Origin of the sequence: Sphingomonas sp. S6 (assembly GCF_043498045.1) — a bacterium.
Classification (GTDB): Bacteria; Pseudomonadota; Alphaproteobacteria; order Sphingomonadales; family Sphingomonadaceae; genus Sphingomonas.
Window position 1 is genome coordinate 91,698 of record NZ_JBIEOE010000003.1, and the last position, 17,711, is coordinate 109,408.

Genomic DNA, 17,711 nt, shown 5'->3' on the forward strand with positions numbered 1-17,711 from the left:
CCCGGTGTCGGCGGATGCCTTCATCGTCGCGAGTGGACATGTTTCCAGCCATCGGTCTCGTTGTTCTACTCGGCATGGTGTTCGGCGGCTTCGCCATCACCGGCGGCGCGCTCGGCCCCGTGTTTCACGCCATTCCGCACGAGATGCTCATCATCGGCGGCGCCGCGGCGGGCGCACTGATCATCGGTAATTCGGGTGCCGAGCTTAAAGCGATGGGCGGCGGCCTCGCCAAGGTGTTCAAAGGTCCCAAGTACAAGAAGCAGGACTATCTCGACGTCATCTTCCTCGTCGGCAGACTGATGAAAATGTTTCGTGCGGATGGCCCGATCTCGCTTGAACCACACGTCGAGGACCCGAAGTCGTCGTCGATATTTTCCGAATATCCTCGCCTGCTCGCCGACAAGACGCTGGTCAATCTGATCGCCGACACGCTGCGGCTGGTCGTGGTGTCGTCGGGTACGCTCGACGTGCATGCGGTGGAAGAGGTCATGGACCATGCGATCAAGACGCATCACCATGAGGTCGAGGGGCCGGAGCATACGCTGACCAGCCTGGCCGACTCGCTGCCGGCGCTCGGCATCGTCGCCGCAGTGCTCGGCATCGTGAAGACGATGGGCTCGATCGACAAGCCACCGACTATCTTGGGCGGCATGATCGGCTCTGCGCTGGTCGGTACGTTCATGGGCGTGTTGCTGGCGTACGGCATCGTCAACCCACTCGCCGGGCGACTGAAGCAGATCATCCATGCCGACGCCGCCATTTACGATGTGGTGAAACAGATCATCATCGCCTCGCTGCACGGTCACCCGCAGCCGCTGGTGATCGAAGCTGCCCGCAGCGGCATCGCGCACAAGAACCAGCCCGGCTTCGCCGAGGTGTTCGACGGCATGCGCGGCAAATAAGCGACCCGCCAGATGGCCCGCGCAGCGCCGCACGGCAGCAACCAGCCAACCAGGATCGTCGTCAAACGCATTACCGTCGCCGCCGGCGGTCATCACGGCGGTGCGTGGAAGTTCGCCTATTCCGACTTCGTAACCGCTATGATGGCGTTCTTCCTGCTCTTGTGGCTGCTCGGCGCGACGACCGACAAGCAGCGTACGGGAATTGCCGATTATTTCACCCCCGGTGCGCAGACGAAATCAAAGGGCGCGGGCGGCAGCATCGTCGGCACCGGAGCAGCCTCGCTCGTCGCGGTCACCCCGGCGGCCGTCAAAAGTGCCTCACGATATAACGCCACAAATGGGCCACAACCCGGTAATGGCGACAAAGGGTCGCCCCCCGTGCCGGCGGTAACGCCGCAACAGGACCGGCAGGCGGTGGCCCGCGCCCAGCAACATATCGCCGAGCAACTGGCCAAGAATCCTGCCCTCGCCAAGGTCGCGCGGCATGTGCGCATGGTGCCTGTCCCCGAAGGGCTGCGCATCGATCTGGTCGACGATGCCAAATTCTCGATGTTTCTGCGCGGCACGACCGCACTGGATGGGGAAGCATCGCGGCTGGTCGACACGATCGCGCAGGCGATCAAGGACATGCCCAACATGCTGGTCATCCGCGGCCATACCGACAGCTTGGCCTACGGCGACGCGCGACGCATGAACAACTGGATCCTGTCCGCCAGCCGGGCAGAGAGCACCCGCCAGCGCCTCGCCGACCATGGGGTGGCAGAGGTCCGGTTCGAACGGATCGAAGGCGTCGCCGATCGCCTGCCAATGATCGCCGGAGCGCCCCGCGACGAACGCAATCGTCGCGTCGCAATCCTGCTACTCTATCAGGACGCGCAGCGATCCTGATCCGCCGCTACTTGCGCTGCCACACCTTCTGCCCGCCAATCCACGTCTGTTCAACCTTCGTCGCGCGCAGGTCTGCGGGCGAGGCGAGCAGGGGGTCGCGATCGACGATGACGAAGTCCGCCTTCTGGCCGGGGGCAAGGCGGCCGAAGCGATCCTCGGCAAAGCCCGCATAGGCTGCGCCACCGGTATAGGCCCACCACGCCTGTTCGCGCGTGATCGCCTCCTGCGGCTGCCAGCCGCCGAACGGCTGGCCGTCGGGGCCCTGGCGCGTGAATGCCGCCGCCCAGCCTGCCCAGGGATCAGGCCTCTCGACCGGATAATCGGAGCCGAACGCCAGCTTCGCGCCGTTGCGCAGCATCGACGCCCAGGCATAGGCGCCTGCCAGCCGCTGCGGCCCCAGCCGCGCCTCGGCCATCAGCCGGTCGCTCGTCTCATGGACCGGCTGCATCGACGCGATCGTGCCATATTTGCCGAAGCGCGGCAGGTCGACGGGATCGACGATCTGGGCATGCTCGACGCGCCAGCGCCGGTCGCCCTTGTAGGTCTGCGCCATCTCGTCGATCGCATCCAGCACCTCGGCATTGGCACGGTCGCCGATCGCATGCACCGCGACCTGATAGCCGTCCATCGCCGCGCGGCTCATCCGGTTGCGCAGCACGGTGTCGTTCATGAATCCCGCGCCCGTCTGGCCCGGCGCATCGGCATAGGGCGCCTTCAGCCATGCGCCGCGCGACCCCAGCGCCCCATCGGCGTAGAGCTTGACGCCGACCAGCTTCAGCCGGTCGTCGTACAGCCACGGCGTCGGGCCGGTGCCGCCGATCTGCACCGTCGTATCCACCCCCATGCCATAGCTCATGATGCGCACGCGCAGGCCGCCGAGGTCCGCGATCCGGCGATAGGTCAGCCAGTCGTCGATGCTCGTGCCCATGTCGGCGGTCGCGGTGACGCCATAGCCGAGCAGGATCTCCTGCGCCTTCAGGAAGGCGGCGTTGCGGTCCTTGCCCAGTGGCTGGGGCAGGATCTTCACCACCAGGTCCTGTGCGGCATCGACGAACACGCCCGCAGGCTGCCCCCCCGCCGCCTTCTCGATCCGTCCGCCCGCCGGCGACACGCTCTTGGCGGTGACGCCTGCAGCCTTCAGCGCAGCACTGTTGCCCCAGCCGGCATGGCCGTCGGCGCGCGCCAGCCACACCGGACGATCGGCGACCGCCGCATCCAGATCGGCGGTCGTCGGGAATCGGCCCAGCCCCCACGTCTCTTGGTTCCAGCCACCGCCGATGATCCACGCCTTGTCGGGATTGGCGCGCGCATAGGCCGCAATCTTCGTCTGCGCGTCGGCGAGGCTCTTCGTATCCGACAGGTCGAGCTCCAGCGCGCGGAAGCCCAATTCCATCACATGGCCATGCGCGTCGATCATACCGGGCAGCAGGTATTTGCCCTTCATATCGGCCCGCCAATCGAGTTTCTCCGGCCGTTTGTCCTTTGCGGACAACAACCTGACGACGGCGCCCTGCGCATTGACCAGCATCGCCTGGAAGCGGACGACCTTGCCGTCCTTGTCCAGCGTCATGCCGTTGACGTTGTCGACCAGCCCGTCGGCCCCGGCCGCATGCGAAGTCGCCAGAACCGCGGCCAGCGCCGCCACTATTGTCAAAGCCGATCGTGCCATAGCCTCAGCGCATAAGCGGTGTTCCCCCGCCGCACCAGATGGTCTAGCTCGGCGCCATGGCCACGAACCCTGCCGACACCGCCTCGCTCCCCGTCTCCATCGACGATGTGTACGCCGCCCACGCCCGCATTCGCGACGCCATCGTCCGCACGCCGACGCTGATCAGCAAGACGCTGAGCGAGATGACCGGCGCCACGGTGTTCCTGAAGTTCGAGAATCTGCAGTTCACCGCGGCGTACAAGGAGCGCGGTGCGCTCAACACGCTGCTGCAATTGTCGCCGGAAGCGCGCGCGAAGGGCGTCATCGCCGCCTCGGCCGGCAATCATGCGCAGGGCCTTGCCTATCACGCCAACCGCCTCGGCATCCCTGCTACGATCGTGATGCCCCGCACCACACCGACGGTGAAGGTGACGCAGACCGAAGGCCACAAGGCCAAGGTGGTGCTGGAAGGCGACACGTTCGATGCGGCCTATGCCCATGCCCGCGTGCTGGAGGCGGAGTGCGGCGTCACCTTCGTTCACCCGTTCGACGACCCACGCGTCATCGCCGGCCAAGGCACCGTCGCGGTCGAGATGCTGGAGGACGTGCCGAGCCTCGATACGTTGCTGATCCCGATCGGCGGCGGCGGGCTCATCTCGGGCAACAGCGTCGTCGCGCGCGCGGCGGACCATCCGATCGAGGTGATCGGCGTACAGGCCGAACTCTTTCCCTCGATGTACAATCGCATCCGCGGCACCGCTTTGCCCTGCGCTGGCGACACGCTGGCCGAGGGTATCGCGGTGAAGGAGCCCGGCGGCATCACCTCGCGCATGGTCGCCGAGCTGGTCGACGACATCGTGCTGGTCGGCGAACGCAATCTGGAAGAGGCGGTCAGCCTCCTGCTCCAGATCGAAAAGACGGTGGTCGAGGGAGCAGGCGCCGCCGGCCTCGCCGCGCTGATGGCCTATCCGGAGCGGTTCAAGGGCCGCACCGTCGGCATCGTGCTATGCGGCGGCAATATCGACACGCGCCTCCTCGCCAACGTGCTGCTCCGCGACCTCGCCCGGTCGGGCCGCCTCGCCCGCCTGCGCGTGCGGCTGCAGGACCAGCCCGGCGCGCTCTACAATGTCGCGCGCATCTTCGACGCACAGCGCGTCAACATCATCGAAGTCTATCACCAGCGCATCTTCACCTCGTTGCCGGCGAAGGGCCTGGTCACCGACATCGAATGCGAAGCCCGCGACCGCGACCACCTCAACTGCCTGATCGCCGCCCTACGCGAAGGCGGCTTCGAAACGAGCATGGTAGAGCAGGCGTAGGAGCTAGCGGATACTCCACGCATTTATGCAGCGTCCGTTCCATCCTGCGGGCGAAAGCCGCATGATGCACAGGCCCCCGTGGGCGGAAATACCTTTGCTGTAAGACACTTCCACCAGAGCGATGCGGCGATCGGTCGACAGGATGGGAGCGCTGAACGCAACCGCATAGCCGCTCTTCTCCCCCACGGAGTCGTCTTTGTCCCATGCGCACTGCGGGACGAAACCGGGGGACACAGCCGCCGCCTCGTTGGCCTGCAGGTCCGCAAACTCGCCGGGGGTCAAGCCGGTATAGCTTCGGAATTCCGGCCTATACTTCGCCAGAGGCGACGGGTCCGTCTTTGCAGGTCCGACCGTCGACAGATCGGTGTCGTGCCCTTCGCCTGTCGATATTCGATAGGCCTTTTGCAGCAACGTGCACGTCTCGGGGGGCGTAACCGCTTGCGCAGGTGTCGGCATCGACAGCGCCAGTGCGATAACCCAAAATGCCGGCATGATTCCCCCCCCCCCGATCAGACGGATCACAAACGCCCCGCATCCCGCTACAACGATGCGTGTCGCCGAACGTCTTCGGTGAACGTGACACAAAAAAGGGGCCGCGTCATGGCGCGACCCCCGCTTTGCAGCTGAGCGAAAGCTCAGTTGCTGTCGGAATTGCCGTCATCGACGATCGCGACGACACCGATCGCCACCACGCTGGCGGCGATGATCGCGGCGAGCAGGCCGCCACCGGCGAGCTTGTTCTTCTGCGCCGACGGGGCGCTGGCGCGAACCGACTTGGCGACCGACAGCGACGCGGCGGGGTTCACGGGAGCCGCGAACGCCGGCGTGGCGATCGAGGCGGTGGTCAGCGCGAGCGCGGCGAGCGAGCCTGCAATCTTGGTCATCAGTCAACTCCGAAGTTACACCTAGGGACGAGGCCAACGTCCCATTCGGACTGAAGTTCCCGCACCGCAGCAATATGGGTGCAGCGCAATATGCGCACCCAATGTCCCGGATCGGACCAATGGTCAGTGCTGGAAAGACTCTCTGCCGCCGATTAACCTTCTTTGATGGTAAAGCCGCTTTTCAGGACGGACGGGGTGATTCATATGTCGCCGCGGCGTATGATGCGCCTGTCTGCTTCGGGGGTTTGCCGGCGGTGACTGCGCCTTTTCGCTTTCCGCGCTTCTTCGTCACCACGCCCGCGCCCTGCCCCTATCTGCCGGGCCGGCAGGAGCGGAAGGTCTTCACCGAATTGTCCGGCCCGCACGCTGCCGAGCTGAACGACGCGCTCGGCCGCATCGGCTTTCGCCGGTCGCAGGGCGTCGCCTATCGCCCCTCGTGCGCCGGTTGTGCCGCCTGCGTGTCGGTGCGCGTCGTCACCGACGAATTCGTGCCCAATGCGACGCAGCGCAAGCTCCTTCGCCGCAACGAGGATCTGGAGGTCAGCGCCTGCCGCCCCTGGGCGACCGACGAACAGTTCCAGCTGCTGCGCCGCTATCTCGGCGCGCGTCATCCAGGCGGCGGCATGGCGGGGATGGACGAAGAGGATTATGCCGACATGGTCGAGCATTCCCCGGTCAATTCGCACGTTATCGAATATCGCACCCCCTCGGTCGGGGGCGTGCGCGGCCAGTTGGTCGGTGCCTGCCTCACCGATCGGCAGGCGGATGGGCTGTCGATGATCTACAGCTTCTTCGATGCGGATGGCGACGATCCGGCGACCGCGCGGCCGGGCCTCGGCAATTACATCATCATGGACCATATCCTGCGCGCGCGGGACAGCGGCCTGCCGTATGTCTACCTCGGCTATTGGGTGAAGGGGTCGGCGCGCATGGCGTATAAGACGCGCTATCGCCCGATCGAGATGCTCGGCCCCAACGGCTGGCGTGCATTGACCGACGAGGAACTCGCGCCGCCGTCACTGCCCGATACGATGGCGGTCGCCTGACGCGGATCAGGTCGGGTCGGATTCGGCGCCGATCACCGCGCCCTCGGTGACCAGGCGCCGCGGCGCTTCGCTGCCGCGATGCACGCGAACGCCCGCCGCGATCATCATCCGTGGGGCAGGCGCATCGGCCGTGGCGGCACCGGTCGCGGGCGCCTCGGCGACGCTCGCCACCGGCGTCATCCGGCCGCGATGCACCGTGACGCCGCGATCGTCCTGACTGTCGCGGTACAGCGTCGCGACCTGCGGCTGCGCACCGCCGTCGCCCCCGCCCGCGACCACGCCCGGCTCGACGCCCGCATAGGCCGCGCGGAAGCTGAGCGCGCTCTCCATGGCGCCACGCCAGCGATAGAAGATATGCGCGCCGACCGACCCGATCCGCGTCAGGCTGGACGCCCACCACGGCAGGATCGCATCGGTGTGGTAGAAGGTCGCGCCACCCACCGGCGCATAGACGTTGCCCGCCAGTGCCGCCTCAGCCACGCTGCGCGCCCGCGCCCAGGCATAGGGTTCGCGGCGATGCGCCATCGATCCGTCGCAGGTGAAGGAGAATTGGCACCCCGTGCGCCGCGTCGATCCCTGGAACACCACGCCGCAGACGCTGTGCGGAAAGGCACGATCGCGCACGCGATTCAGCACCACCTGCGCGACGGCACGCTGGCCATCGACGGGTTCGGACCGCGCCTCATAATAGACCGCGGCGGTCAGGCAGTCGGTGGCGCGCGCCGCATCCTCCTGGCTCTGCATCTGCGCGAGGAAGGGCGGCGCGGCCTGCGTCGCCACCGCCGCGGCGGCATCGTCGCCGTCCACCGCATCGCGCAGGCTCGCGGGCAGCCCGGCGAGCCCCGGCAGATCGCCCGGCACGTCGAGCGCCAGATCGCGCAGCAACTGCCGCGGCGTCGGCGGCGGCACCGCTTGCGACACGCGGTCGACGCCTTGTCGCGGCGGCACGCACGACGCAGCGCTGACCAGCATCACGCCAACCCATGCGTATCGCAGCCTCGAGATGCGGACATACCCCACGCTGCCCGCCTAGCGCCCGCGGAGTTGTGATCCGGTTAACTGCGTTTGTGACGGGCGGTGATGGTCACGGATGCCCCCCTCCGTCATCCCGGCGCAGGCCGGAATCCATGGATGCGATGTCCTTGCCGCATCACCCGCCAACCGGCGTTCTGGCCCCGTGGATTTCGGCGTCCACAAGGATGACGAAGAGGATGCGCGAAACGCCCCCCCCCAAATCGTCATTCCCGCGCAGGCGGGAATCCAGACGCGCTACCGTCTCGAATCAAGTCCCGCCGTCAGCGGACATGCATCCCGCCCGCGCGAAAAAACGCACGCGCAACTATTGCGCCGCCGACACCTTCACCGCGACGTCCAGCTCTTCCTCGCCCTCCCCCAGCCGCGATCCCGCCACTGGCGCCGCGCCCGCCGCATCCAGCGCCGCCGCGACGCGGACGCTTTCCTCCTGCGGCGAGCGCCCCGTGCAGGGATCGAACCCTACCCAGCCCAGCCCGGGCACATGCGCCTCCGCCCAGCCATGCGGCGTCGGGCGCAGCGATCCTTCGACGATGCTATACCCCGACACATAGCGCGCCGGAATGTCGAGACTGCGCGCCGCCACCGCGAACATCTGCGCCAGATCGCGCGATGTCGCCGCCTCGCGCGTGAACGCCACCGCCGCGCTCAGCCCCGCCTCCGGCCGCCGCCGGTCGAGCGCGAAGCGGCCATGGAACGCATGGTTCAGCCGATGCAGTTGCGCGATCACGCCGTCCGCACCCGCCACCGCCTCGCGCGCATAGGCGGCGATCGCAGGATCGCGCGGCGTCGCATCGGTCGCGCGCAGGAACACCGCGGGCGGCAACACCTCGTTGACGCCGCGCACCACGCCGTCGGAATGGCTGGTCAACACCTCGCCGCGCACCGCAATCTCGATGTCGAGCAGCGGCCCTTCGACGTACAGCATCGTCACCGCATTGCCGAAGCCGTCGCGCCCGCGCCGCATCGTCGCATCGTGATCGACATCGATCCGCCAGCGCGCCACCGTCTGGTCATGGCTGTTTTCGGGCGTCATGCGCAGCATCTGGACGAGCCGGCTCTGCGGCTCGGTGAAGCGATAGACGGTGCGGTGGTCGATCGAAAGGCGCATCAGCCGAACCGGAACTGGCGGCCGATCGCCTCGTGCAACTGGCCGTTTTCGCGGATGAAGGCTTGCAGATATTGGTGAAGCCCGCTGGCAATCACCTCACCTGACCGCGTCCGCCCCAGCCGCGCGGCGCGCATCCGCGCCATCCGGTCCGCCTCGCCATGCGCGCCGGTGCGCTCGGCGAGCAGCCCGAGCAGATCGACCGTCGTCTCGGCAGAGGCGAGCAGGCTGCGCGGCAGATCGCGGTTGGCGATCAGCAGGTCGATGACGTTCGCCGGCGTCAGCCCATCCGAATAGAGCCAGCGATAGGCGGTGACGGCGGACACGGTCTGCAGGATCGTCGTCCACTGGTCGCGATCCACCACGCCGCCCACCGCCTCGCCCTCGGGCAGCAGGATATGGTATTTGACGTCGAGCAACCGCGCGGTGTTGTCGGCGCGCTCCACCGCCTGACCCAGCCGGATGAACCAGTGCGACTGGTTGCGCAGCATCTGGTGCACCGCGCCCTCGAACCCCCGCGTCTCGTTCTTCACCGCCTCGACCAGGCTCAGCGTCTGCGCGGTGTCGCCCACCTGGTTGCGGTTTTCGAACACCAGCCAGGCGCGGTTGATCGCGGTCCACGCCTCGCGGCTCAGCGCGGTGCGCACCGCCTTGGCATTGTCGCGCGCCCGGTCGAGGCAGCGGACGACCGAACCCGGGTGGCTGGTATCGACGGTCAGGAAGCGGACCACGTCGGTCTGCCGCAGTGCGGCCCCGCTGGCCGCGAACGCCTCTTCGGTTTCGGTGACGGCAAGCGCCGACGACCAGGCGATTTCCCCCGCCGGCCGCGACGACATGACGTCCAGCCGCACGGTCGCCTCGATCAACCGCGCGATGAAATCCGCGCGCTCAAGATAGCGGCCCAGCCAGTAGAGCGACGCGCCGGTGCGAGAGAGCATCATGCGGCGCGCTCCCCAGCCAGCATAGCACGCGACACCTGCCCCACGCTCCCCGTCACCCCGGACTCGTTCCGGGGTCTACTCCGCTGCGAGGGGGATGGCTGGAGGCTCAGGCGCTGCCCCCGCGGCCCGGTGGATCCCGGAACGAGTCCGGGGTGACGGAGGGTTCGTGGGTAATGGTGCGACACACTCATGCCCCGCCCCCCTGGCTCTGCGTCATGCCACCCATCGTCTGCGTCTGCCCCAGCCGCGGCGTCTCTTCCGCCATCAGCACGAAACTGTCCTTCGTCCCGCCGCCCTGGCTCGAATTGACGACCAGCGACCCCTCCTTCAACGCGACGCGCGTCAGGCCGCCCGGCACCACCTGCACCCCGCACGATCCGGTCAGTACGAAAGGGCGGAAATCGACATGCCGCGGCGCGACGCCCGCATCGGTCAGCGTCGGCACGGTCGACAGCGCCAGCGTCGGCTGCGCGATATAGCGGTGCGGCTCGGCGATCAGCGCCGCGCGGAACGCTTCGATCTCCGCCTTGGTCGCGGTCGGGCCGACCAGCATGCCATAGCCGCCCGACCCGTCGACCAGCTTCACCACCACCTCGTCGAGGTGATCGAGCACGTAGGACAAAGCCTCTGGCTCGCGACACCGCCACGTCTCGACATTGGGCAGTTTCGCCTCGCCGCCCGAATAGAAGCGGACGATCTCCGGCATATAGCTGTAGATCGCCTTGTCGTCGGCGATGCCGTTGCCTGGCGCGTTGATGATCGCGACATTGCCCGCGGCATAGGCGGCGATCAGCCCCGGCACGCCCAGCATCGAATCGGGGCGGAAGACCAGTGGATCGAGGAAATCGTCGTCGATCCGGCGATAGATCACGTCCACCTGCACGCGGCCTGCGATCGTCCGCATCCAGACGCGATCGTCGTCGACCACCAGATCGGCCGCCTCGACCAGCTCGATCCCCATCGAATCGGCAAGGAAACTGTGCTCGTAATAGGCGGAATTGTAATGGCCCGGCGTCAGCACGACGCACACCGGCTGACTGCCACGCCCCGGTGGCGCCACCGATTTCATCGTCTGGAGCAGGCGGTCGGGATAGCTGTCGACCGGCTCGACGCGATATTCGCGGAACAGCTCGGGGCACAGCCGCACCATCGCCTCGCGGTTTTCGAGCATGTAGCTCACCCCCGACGGCGTGCGCGCATTGTCCTCCAGCACGAAGAACTGATCTGGCCCGGTGCGCACCAAGTCGATGCCGCAGATATGCGCCCAGATGCCGTGCGGCGGGCGCATGCCGGCGATTTCGGGCCGGAACTGCGGGTTGCCCAAGATCAGGTCGGCGGGCAGCACGCCCTCTTTCAGGATCCGGCGTTCGCCATAGATGTCGTCGAGGAAGGCGTTGATCGCCTCGACCCGCTGCACAAGTCCTTCCGACAGGCGCGCCCATTCGTCGTGCAGAAAGACGCGCGGCACGATGTCGAACGGGATGATCCGTTCGCGCGTGTCGGTGTCGCCATAGACGGCGAAGGTGATGCCCAATTGGCGGAACGTATTTTCCGCCGCCTGCTGGCGACGGCGCAGATCGTCATCCGGGGTATCGGCGAGCCACGTGCCCAAGGCTGCTAGTTCGGGCCGCGGCGGCGTATCGCCGTGCTGCCCCATGATCTCGTCGAACGCCGGTCGTTTCCCCATCGGAACGATAAAGCCCCCCTGCCAGCTTCGGTTCCATGCTGCGAGGAATCGCTGCGCCGCACAAGAGGGGAATATTCAACCAGTTCCACAGGGAAGAATCTGCCAAGTCCCCCCCGCCAGGGAGGAGGGTTACTTAAGCTCCGCCAGCATCCCCGGCGTCAGCACCTGCGGCAACACCCGCGGCTCGCTCGCCCCCGGTGCATAGTAAAGATACAACGGCACGCCCGCGCGGTTATGCGCCTGGATGAACCGCCCCAGCGCCGGATCGCCATCGGTCCAGTCGCCCACCAGCACCGCGACATTGTTGCGCTCGAATGCCGCGCGCGTCGCGTTCGTGTCGATCGACGAGGCTTCGTTGACCTTGCACGACAGGCACCAGTCCGCAGTGAAATAGGCGAAGACCGGCCGCCCCTGCTTGCGCAGGCTCGCCAGCCGTTCCTCGCTGAACGCATCGCCGCCGGTATGCGCGGGCTTCACCGCCCCGCCGGTCAGCGCCGCCGCCAGTCCCGCCGGCACCACCAGCGCCGCCAAAGCCAGCGCCCAGCCGAAGCCATCGCCCCGCCGCTGCCGCGTGCCGCCCAGGCTCAGGATCACGCCCGTCGCCACCAGCGTGGCGAGGCCCAGCGCCAGCCCCATCGTCCCCGCCTGCCGCCACGCCAGCCACAACAGCGCCAGCACCGTCAGCGCCATCGGCACGGCCAGCACGCGGCGGAACCGTTCCATCCACAGGCCCGGCTTGGGCAACCGCCGTCGCAGCGCCGGCACGAAGCCGATGGCGAGGAACGGCAGCGCCAGCCCCAGCCCCAGCCCCGCGAACACCGCGAGCGCCGCCGGCCACGGCAGCACCAGCGCCGCCCCCAGCGCCGCGCCCATGAACGGCCCGCTGCACGGCGTCGCGACGAAGGCGGCGAGCGCTCCGGTCGCGATCGATCCCGCCGCCCCGCCATGGCTGGCGAAGGCGGGTACCGGCACCTCGAACCGCCCGGCGAGGTTCAGCGTGATCGCAAAGGTCAGCGCGATCAGCAGCACGACGATACGCGGGTCCTGCAACTGGAACGCCCAGCCGACCGCCGACCCGCCCGCCCGCAGCGCCAGGATCAGCGCCCCCAGCCCGACGCACATCAGCACCGTACCCAGCATATAGCCCAGCGCATCGATCCGCGCCGCGCGCTCGTCCGATCCGCCGCGTGCCAGGTGCAGCGCCTTCAGGCTCAGGATCGGGAACACGCACGGCATCACGTTCAGGATCAGCCCGCCCAGCACCGCGCCGGCAAAGGCGAGCAGCGCCGCCATCCAGCCGCTGCGATCGTCGGGTGAGGCCACCACGCCGGGCTTGGCGGTCACGCTCAGCCCCAGGTCGCGGCCGATGCGCAGCACACCCGCAATGTCGCCCTTCGGCGCGCCCTCGGTGGTCAGCAGCAACCGGTCGCCATCGCGCGTCACGCTCTGCGGCGCCGCATATTTCACCATGTCGGGACCGTAGGGGAAGAAGGCGACGTCGGAGACCTTGGCCGCGGCGGGCAGCGGCACGCTCATCACCAGCTTGCCGTCCTTCACCTGATAGGTCGCGGCGGCATCCAGCGGCTTGGGGATCGCCGCGCGCCAGCGGTCGAAGTCCGCGCCATGCGACGGTGCACCGTCCCCGATCGTGAGGTCCAGGCTCAGCGCCTGCGCCTCGGGCACGCAGATCGTATCGGTGCAGACGAGATAGTTGATCGCCAGCCGCACCGGCAGCTTGGTGCCCTTGGCCAGCCCCGCCGGCACCCGCAGCGTCGCGAGCGGCGCATAGGGCGCCTCGTACACGTAATTCATCAGCCCCGCGACGACGAGCGTCGAGGGCACCGGCCATTGCAGGTCGGGCGCAGCGGTCACGCCCTTGGGCAGCGTCCATTGCAGCGCGGGCGCGAACCCCGCATCGCCCGGGTTGCGCCAATAGCCGTGCCAGCCCTTTTCGGGCTGCGTCGCGATCGCGATCGTCAGCGCTTGGCCGGCCCGCGGACTGTCGCTCTCCGGCACCAGCTGCATGGCAAGGTGCGGCGCGCCGCCGGCGGGGGCGAGGTCCGCCGTCGCCGGCATCGCCCACAGGCTCGCCAGAATCGTCATCAGCGCGCAACACAGCGCGCGCATCGCCATCACCGCCGTTCGCGGCTCGCCCATTCTTGCCCGATCCATCGCCGCCCGTCATAGCGGCGGCGGTTTCGTAACACGAGTACCCTCGATGAAAGCGCTGATCGCCGCCGCCCTGTTCGCCACCGCCGCCGCGCCGGCGATCGCTCAAACCGCGCCCGCGCCGGGCTTTCGCCCCGAACCGAGCCCCGCGCCCCGCATCCCGACGTCCGCCCCCGCTCCCGGCGCGACCAGCACCGCGCCCAAGACGCCGCCGAAGCTGATCGTCGCCATCTCGGTCGACCAATTCTCCGCCGACCTGTTCCAGCAATATCGCAACCACTTCACCGAAGGCTTCGCGCGCCTGCTGACCGGCGTCGTCTTCCCGTCGGGCTATCAGAGCCATGCCGCGACCGAGACGTGCCCCGGCCATTCGACGATCCTCACCGGCATGCGCCCGGCGCACACCGGCATCGTCGCCAACAACTGGGTCGAGCAGGGCATCGCGCGCGCCGACAAGATCGTCTATTGCACCGAGGACGAAACCGTCCCCGGCACCGATCACGAACATTATGTCGTCAGCGACAAGCATCTGAAGGTGCCGACGCTCGGCGAGATGATGAAGGCCGCCGATCCGCGCACCCGCGTCGTCTCGGTCGCCGGCAAGGATCGCGCCGCGGTGATGATGGGCGGCCACAAGGTCGATGAACTGTGGTGGTGGGACGGAAAGACCTATTCCACCTACGCCGGCCGGCCCGTGCCCCGCGCCGTACAGCGCGGCCGCGACGCCGTGGCGGCGCTGGTCGCCAAGCCCCAGGAACCGCTGCCGCTGCCCTCTTATTGCCAGGCGCTCGACCGGCCGATCACGGTGGCGGGCAAGGTCTACGGCCAGGGCCGCTTCGCGCGGGCGGCGGGCGACCTCAAGGGCTTCCGCGTCTCGCCCGCCAGCGATGCCGCGGTGTTCGCGATCGCCGCGGGGCTGATCCAGGACATGGGCCTCGGCAAGGGGCCGCAGACCGACATCATCGATATCGGCGCCTCGGCGACCGATTATATCGGCCATGCGCTCGGCACGCAGGGCACCGAAATGTGCATCCAGATGGACCAGCTCGATCACACGTTGGGCAGCTTCCTCAACACGCTCGACAGCTGGGGCATCGATTACGAGGTCGTGCTGACCGCCGATCACGGCGCGCACGACATGACCGAACGCCAGCAGCAGCATGCGATGCCGATGGAGGAGCATGTCTCCGGCGACGCCTCGATCAAGGTGGTGAATGCCGCGCTGATGCGCGAGTTCGGCCTCACCGTGCCTGCGCTGGTCGGCGCGGAGGGCGACGTCTATCTCGGCAAGGATCTGCCCGCCGCGCTGCGCCCGCGCGTGCTGGCCGAGGCGCAGAAGCGCTTCGCCGCCATGCCGCAGGTCGCCGGCGCCTTCACCCGCGCGCAGATCGGCGCCACGCCCTTCGCCACCACGCCACCCGAAAACTGGACGCTGATCGAGCGCGCGCGTGCCTCGTTCAACCCGGACGTGTCGGGCGACCTGCTCGTCCTGCTAAAGCCGCGGGTGACGACGATCGAGGAGCCGAAGGAAGGCTACATCGAAACCCACGGCAGCCCCTGGGATTACGACCGCCGCGTGCCGATCCTGTTCTGGCGCAAGGGCATCGCCGGCTTCGAACAGCCGCTGTCGGTGGAAACGGTCGACATCGCGCCGACGCTCGCCGCGACGATCCACTTGCCGGTAAAGGGCCTCGACGGCCGCTGTCTGGACCTCGACCCCGGCACCGGCGATACCTGCGCACGATGACGCACGATCTGCCGCACCCCTTGCCCCACACCCCCCGTCACCCCGGACTCGTTCCGGGGTCCACTCCGCGGCGAGGGGGACGGCTGGAGGCTCGCGCGCTGCCCTTGCGGCCCGGCGGACCCCGGACCAAGTCCGGGGTGACGATGTGGGTGGGACGCCTGTCGATCGCCATCGCGACCGTCGCGGCGCTCGCCACCCCCGCCGCGGCGCAGCCCAGCCCCATCCTGCAATCGCAATTCATCGACGCCGCCCCGCCCTATCCCCAAGCACACGCCTCGACGATCGTCGAACTCCCCGACCGCACCCTCGCCGCCGCCTGGTTCGGCGGCAGCGGCGAAAGCCGGCCGGACGTGAAGATCTGGTTCGCCCGCCACACCGCGAAGGGCTGGGACAAGCCCGTCGCGGTCGCCGATGGCCGGGGCGCGGACGGCAAGCTCTACCCCACCTGGAACCCGGTGCTGTTCCAGCCCGCGGGCCAGCCGCTCCATCTGTTCTACAAGATCGGCCCCAACCCGCGCGACTGGTGGGGCATGGTCATCACCTCGACCGACGGCGGCCGCCACTGGAGCGCGCCGACGCGCCTGCCCGACGGCATCCTCGGCCCGATCAAGAACAAGATGTTCGTGACGCGCGACGGCAGCTGGCTCGCGCCGTCCAGCCGCGAAGTCGGCACGCCCGAAAAGAACCGCTGGTTCCTCAAGATGGAACGCTCCGCCGATAGCGGCAAGACGTGGCAGACGGAGGCGGAAATCCCCTCGCCGATGAATATCGAGGCGATCCAGCCGAGCGTGCTGAGCTACCCCGACGGCCGCCTCGAACTGATCGCCCGCACCCGCCAGGGCGCGCTGGCGATGAGCTGGTCGAAGGACGACGGCAAGAGCTGGTCACCGCTCGCCGCGATCGATCTCCCCAATCCCAATGCCGGCACCGATGCGGTGACGCTGCAGGATGGGCGCCAGCTCATCATCTACAACCACGCCGCGCACCGCCCCGACACGCCCGGCGACGGCCCGCGCTGGCCGCTCAACATCGGCCTGTCGGCGGACGGCGTCGAATGGCATAAAGCGCTGACGCTGGAATCGAAGCCGATGCCCGACGGCTACGCCTATCCCGCCGTCATCCAAACCCGCGACGGCCTGGTCCACATCACCTACACCTGGAACCGCACCCGCATCCGCTACGTCGTGGTGGACCCGAAGCAACTGAAGTAGCGGCTCTCCGCCCCCAACCAACCCCGCCTCATCGTCATCCCAGCGAAGGCTGGGATCTCCCGCGGCTCCTGCACCGCCAGACAATCACGAGATCCCAGCCTACGCTGGCATGACGCTTGCGGTCGTCGGGCGCCCGCCCTCACCGCGTCTCGAACATCCGGATCCCCGGCCCCAGCCGGTTCGCGCCCACCGCCAGCCGCTCGTGGCTCAGGTCCGCGACGAACGCCGGATTGGTCGGCGCCCCCGGCGCCAGCCGCGCGTCATTGCCCTCGATCCGCAGCCCCGCGGACGGGTAGGTCTTCGCTTCGGCCGCCACGACGATCAGGCCGCTGTGGTTCTCCTTGGCTCTTCCCTGCACGAAGGTATTGCGCGTGATCAGCCCCCGCGCGCCCTCCGGCAAATCGATCATGTAATTGGTCTTCTGCCCCGCCGTATCGTCGAAGCTGTTGTCGCTGATCGTCACATTCGGCACGCGCAGCTTGACGTAATGCCCACCGCGACCGCGTTCGAAGCGCGAATTGGTGATCGTCACCTGCCCGCGATTGGCCAAGTAGATGCTGTGCGCGCAATCGGGCGTCTCGTCGCACTGGCCCAGCCCCGAAAAGGTCGCATGGTCGATCCGGATGCGCTGACCTGTCGGCTCGCCGCCTAGGATGCCTTCCTGGCTGTCGAGGAACATGGAGTTGGTGACGGTCAGGTCGCCCATTTCGGTACGGATACCCGCGCCATTGCCGTCCGGCACGCGATAGCCACGGAACACGAGGCCATCGATCGTCGATCCCTGCCCGCGCAGCACCAGCCCCGCCTTATCCTCGCACGCGGTCTTTTCGAAGATCGCGGTGCCCGGCTGCGCGGCACGGAAGGTGATGCGCCCGCCCTGCTGCACCGCGCATTGCCGATAGACGCCCGGCGCGATGCGGATCGTCCCCGTCCCCATGCGGATCGACGACACCGCCTCCTGCAGATCGGTGAAGCCCTGCCCCGTCTCGACGACGGTGAACGGCGCCTGCTGCTGGGCAAAGGCGGGGCTGGCGACAAGGGCGAGCGCGATCAGGGCACGGGTCATGGCCGCAATCCTGCCGCCCGTCCCCGCGCCACGCCAGCGCCAATCGCGGTTAACGGATCGCCC

General features: G+C 68.0%; 15 protein-coding genes. 6 read left to right on the forward strand and 9 right to left on the reverse strand.

The window, feature by feature from the left end:
• Positions 1–38: 38 nt before the first annotated feature.
• Both motA and ACGVWT_RS06035 read left to right on the forward strand, forming a co-directional pair.
• Entirely contained in the window at positions 39–902 is an 864-nt protein-coding gene (motA, locus tag ACGVWT_RS06030; protein ID WP_315461749.1) for a flagellar motor stator protein MotA, read from the forward strand.
• A 12-nt stretch (positions 903–914) separates the two neighbouring features.
• Positions 915–1,790: a flagellar motor protein MotB gene (locus ACGVWT_RS06035; protein WP_394425581.1), complete on the forward strand. Its 876-nt coding sequence runs from the start codon at positions 915–917 to the stop codon at positions 1,788–1,790.
• Positions 1,791–1,797: 7 nt separating this feature from the next.
• Here the strand turns inward: ACGVWT_RS06035 and ACGVWT_RS06040 are convergent, their stop codons facing one another.
• Positions 1,798–3,459: an amidohydrolase family protein gene (locus tag ACGVWT_RS06040; protein ID WP_315461751.1), complete on the reverse strand. Its 1,662-nt coding sequence runs from the start codon at positions 3,457–3,459 to the stop codon at positions 1,798–1,800.
• A 56-nt stretch (positions 3,460–3,515) separates the two neighbouring features.
• On the opposite strand from ACGVWT_RS06040, the gene ACGVWT_RS06045 reads away from it, so the two are divergent.
• Positions 3,516–4,757 (forward strand): threonine ammonia-lyase, encoded by a 1,242-nt coding sequence (locus ACGVWT_RS06045; RefSeq protein ID WP_315461752.1) that lies wholly within the window; start codon positions 3,516–3,518, stop codon positions 4,755–4,757.
• A gap of 3 nt (positions 4,758–4,760) precedes the next feature.
• Here the strand turns inward: ACGVWT_RS06045 and ACGVWT_RS06050 are convergent, their stop codons facing one another.
• Positions 4,761–5,279, reverse strand: coding sequence for a hypothetical protein (locus ACGVWT_RS06050; protein ID WP_315461753.1), 519 nt, complete (start codon positions 5,277–5,279; stop codon positions 4,761–4,763).
• A gap of 113 nt (positions 5,280–5,392) precedes the next feature.
• The gene (locus tag ACGVWT_RS06055) at positions 5,393–5,641 is read right to left on the reverse strand and encodes a hypothetical protein (protein WP_017977679.1); all 249 of its coding nucleotides are present in this window, start codon (positions 5,639–5,641) and stop codon (positions 5,393–5,395) included.
• A 254-nt stretch (positions 5,642–5,895) separates the two neighbouring features.
• On the opposite strand from ACGVWT_RS06055, the gene ACGVWT_RS06060 reads away from it, so the two are divergent.
• On the forward strand, positions 5,896–6,687 hold the full coding sequence (locus ACGVWT_RS06060; protein ID WP_315461754.1) for an arginyltransferase: 792 nt from the start codon (positions 5,896–5,898) through the stop codon (positions 6,685–6,687).
• A gap of 6 nt (positions 6,688–6,693) precedes the next feature.
• On the opposite strand, the gene ACGVWT_RS06065 is transcribed toward ACGVWT_RS06060, so the two are convergent.
• The 5 genes from ACGVWT_RS06065 to ACGVWT_RS06085 all read right to left on the reverse strand — a co-directional run bounded on the left by ACGVWT_RS06065 (position 6,694) and on the right by ACGVWT_RS06085 (position 13,612).
• The gene (locus tag ACGVWT_RS06065; protein WP_315461755.1) at positions 6,694–7,659 is read right to left on the reverse strand and encodes a cell wall hydrolase; all 966 of its coding nucleotides are present in this window, start codon (positions 7,657–7,659) and stop codon (positions 6,694–6,696) included.
• A gap of 367 nt (positions 7,660–8,026) precedes the next feature.
• Positions 8,027–8,830 carry a transglutaminase family protein gene (locus ACGVWT_RS06070; protein WP_241890880.1) on the reverse strand — a complete coding sequence of 268 codons (804 nt, stop codon included), beginning with the start codon at positions 8,828–8,830 and terminating at the stop codon, positions 8,027–8,029.
• On the reverse strand, positions 8,830–9,765 hold the full coding sequence (locus ACGVWT_RS06075) for an alpha-E domain-containing protein (RefSeq protein ID WP_207771684.1): 936 nt from the start codon (positions 9,763–9,765) through the stop codon (positions 8,830–8,832). The genes ACGVWT_RS06070 and ACGVWT_RS06075 overlap by 1 nt, the downstream gene beginning before the upstream one ends.
• 190 nt (positions 9,766–9,955) lie before the next feature.
• Complete coding sequence (locus ACGVWT_RS06080; protein WP_315461756.1) at positions 9,956–11,455, reverse strand: circularly permuted type 2 ATP-grasp protein; 1,500 nt, start codon at positions 11,453–11,455, stop codon at positions 9,956–9,958.
• A 129-nt stretch (positions 11,456–11,584) separates the two neighbouring features.
• Positions 11,585–13,612, reverse strand: coding sequence for a protein-disulfide reductase DsbD (locus ACGVWT_RS06085; RefSeq protein ID WP_315461757.1), 2,028 nt, complete (start codon positions 13,610–13,612; stop codon positions 11,585–11,587).
• Between the two features lie 61 nt (positions 13,613–13,673).
• Here ACGVWT_RS06085 and ACGVWT_RS06090 point away from each other — a divergent pair, with 61 nt between their 5' ends.
• A complete protein-coding gene (locus ACGVWT_RS06090; protein ID WP_315461758.1) occupies positions 13,674–15,371 on the forward strand; it encodes an alkaline phosphatase family protein in 1,698 nt (565 codons plus the stop codon).
• A 143-nt stretch (positions 15,372–15,514) separates the two neighbouring features.
• Positions 15,515–16,582 carry a sialidase family protein gene (locus ACGVWT_RS06095; RefSeq protein WP_315461759.1) on the forward strand — a complete coding sequence of 356 codons (1,068 nt, stop codon included), beginning with the start codon at positions 15,515–15,517 and terminating at the stop codon, positions 16,580–16,582.
• A 139-nt stretch (positions 16,583–16,721) separates the two neighbouring features.
• On the opposite strand, the gene ACGVWT_RS06100 is transcribed toward ACGVWT_RS06095, so the two are convergent.
• Complete coding sequence (locus tag ACGVWT_RS06100) at positions 16,722–17,648, reverse strand: right-handed parallel beta-helix repeat-containing protein (RefSeq protein WP_315461760.1); 927 nt, start codon at positions 17,646–17,648, stop codon at positions 16,722–16,724.
• Between the last annotated feature and the right edge of the window lie 63 nt (positions 17,649–17,711).

Bases quoted from the DNA above. Each gene is read 5' to 3' on its own strand.
- motA (WP_315461749.1), top strand. From the start codon at position 39: ATGTTTCCAGCCATCGGTCTCGTTGTTCTACTCGGCATGGTGTTCGGC.
- ACGVWT_RS06035 (WP_394425581.1), top strand. From the start codon at position 915: ATGGCCCGCGCAGCGCCGCACGGCAGCAACCAGCCAACCAGGATCGTC.
- ACGVWT_RS06040 (WP_315461751.1), bottom strand. From the start codon at position 3,459: ATGGCACGATCGGCTTTGACAATAGTGGCGGCGCTGGCCGCGGTTCTG.
- ACGVWT_RS06045 (WP_315461752.1), top strand. From the start codon at position 3,516: ATGGCCACGAACCCTGCCGACACCGCCTCGCTCCCCGTCTCCATCGAC.
- ACGVWT_RS06055 (WP_017977679.1), bottom strand. From the start codon at position 5,641: ATGACCAAGATTGCAGGCTCGCTCGCCGCGCTCGCGCTGACCACCGCC.
- ACGVWT_RS06065 (WP_315461755.1), bottom strand. From the start codon at position 7,659: ATGCTGGTCAGCGCTGCGTCGTGCGTGCCGCCGCGACAAGGCGTCGAC.
- ACGVWT_RS06070 (WP_241890880.1), bottom strand. From the start codon at position 8,830: ATGCGCCTTTCGATCGACCACCGCACCGTCTATCGCTTCACCGAGCCG.
- ACGVWT_RS06075 (WP_207771684.1), bottom strand. From the start codon at position 9,765: ATGCTCTCTCGCACCGGCGCGTCGCTCTACTGGCTGGGCCGCTATCTT.
- ACGVWT_RS06080 (WP_315461756.1), bottom strand. From the start codon at position 11,455: ATGGGGAAACGACCGGCGTTCGACGAGATCATGGGGCAGCACGGCGAT.
- ACGVWT_RS06085 (WP_315461757.1), bottom strand. From the start codon at position 13,612: ATGGGCGAGCCGCGAACGGCGGTGATGGCGATGCGCGCGCTGTGTTGC.
- ACGVWT_RS06090 (WP_315461758.1), top strand. From the start codon at position 13,674: ATGAAAGCGCTGATCGCCGCCGCCCTGTTCGCCACCGCCGCCGCGCCG.
- ACGVWT_RS06095 (WP_315461759.1), top strand. From the start codon at position 15,515: ATGTGGGTGGGACGCCTGTCGATCGCCATCGCGACCGTCGCGGCGCTC.
- ACGVWT_RS06100 (WP_315461760.1), bottom strand. From the start codon at position 17,648: ATGACCCGTGCCCTGATCGCGCTCGCCCTTGTCGCCAGCCCCGCCTTT.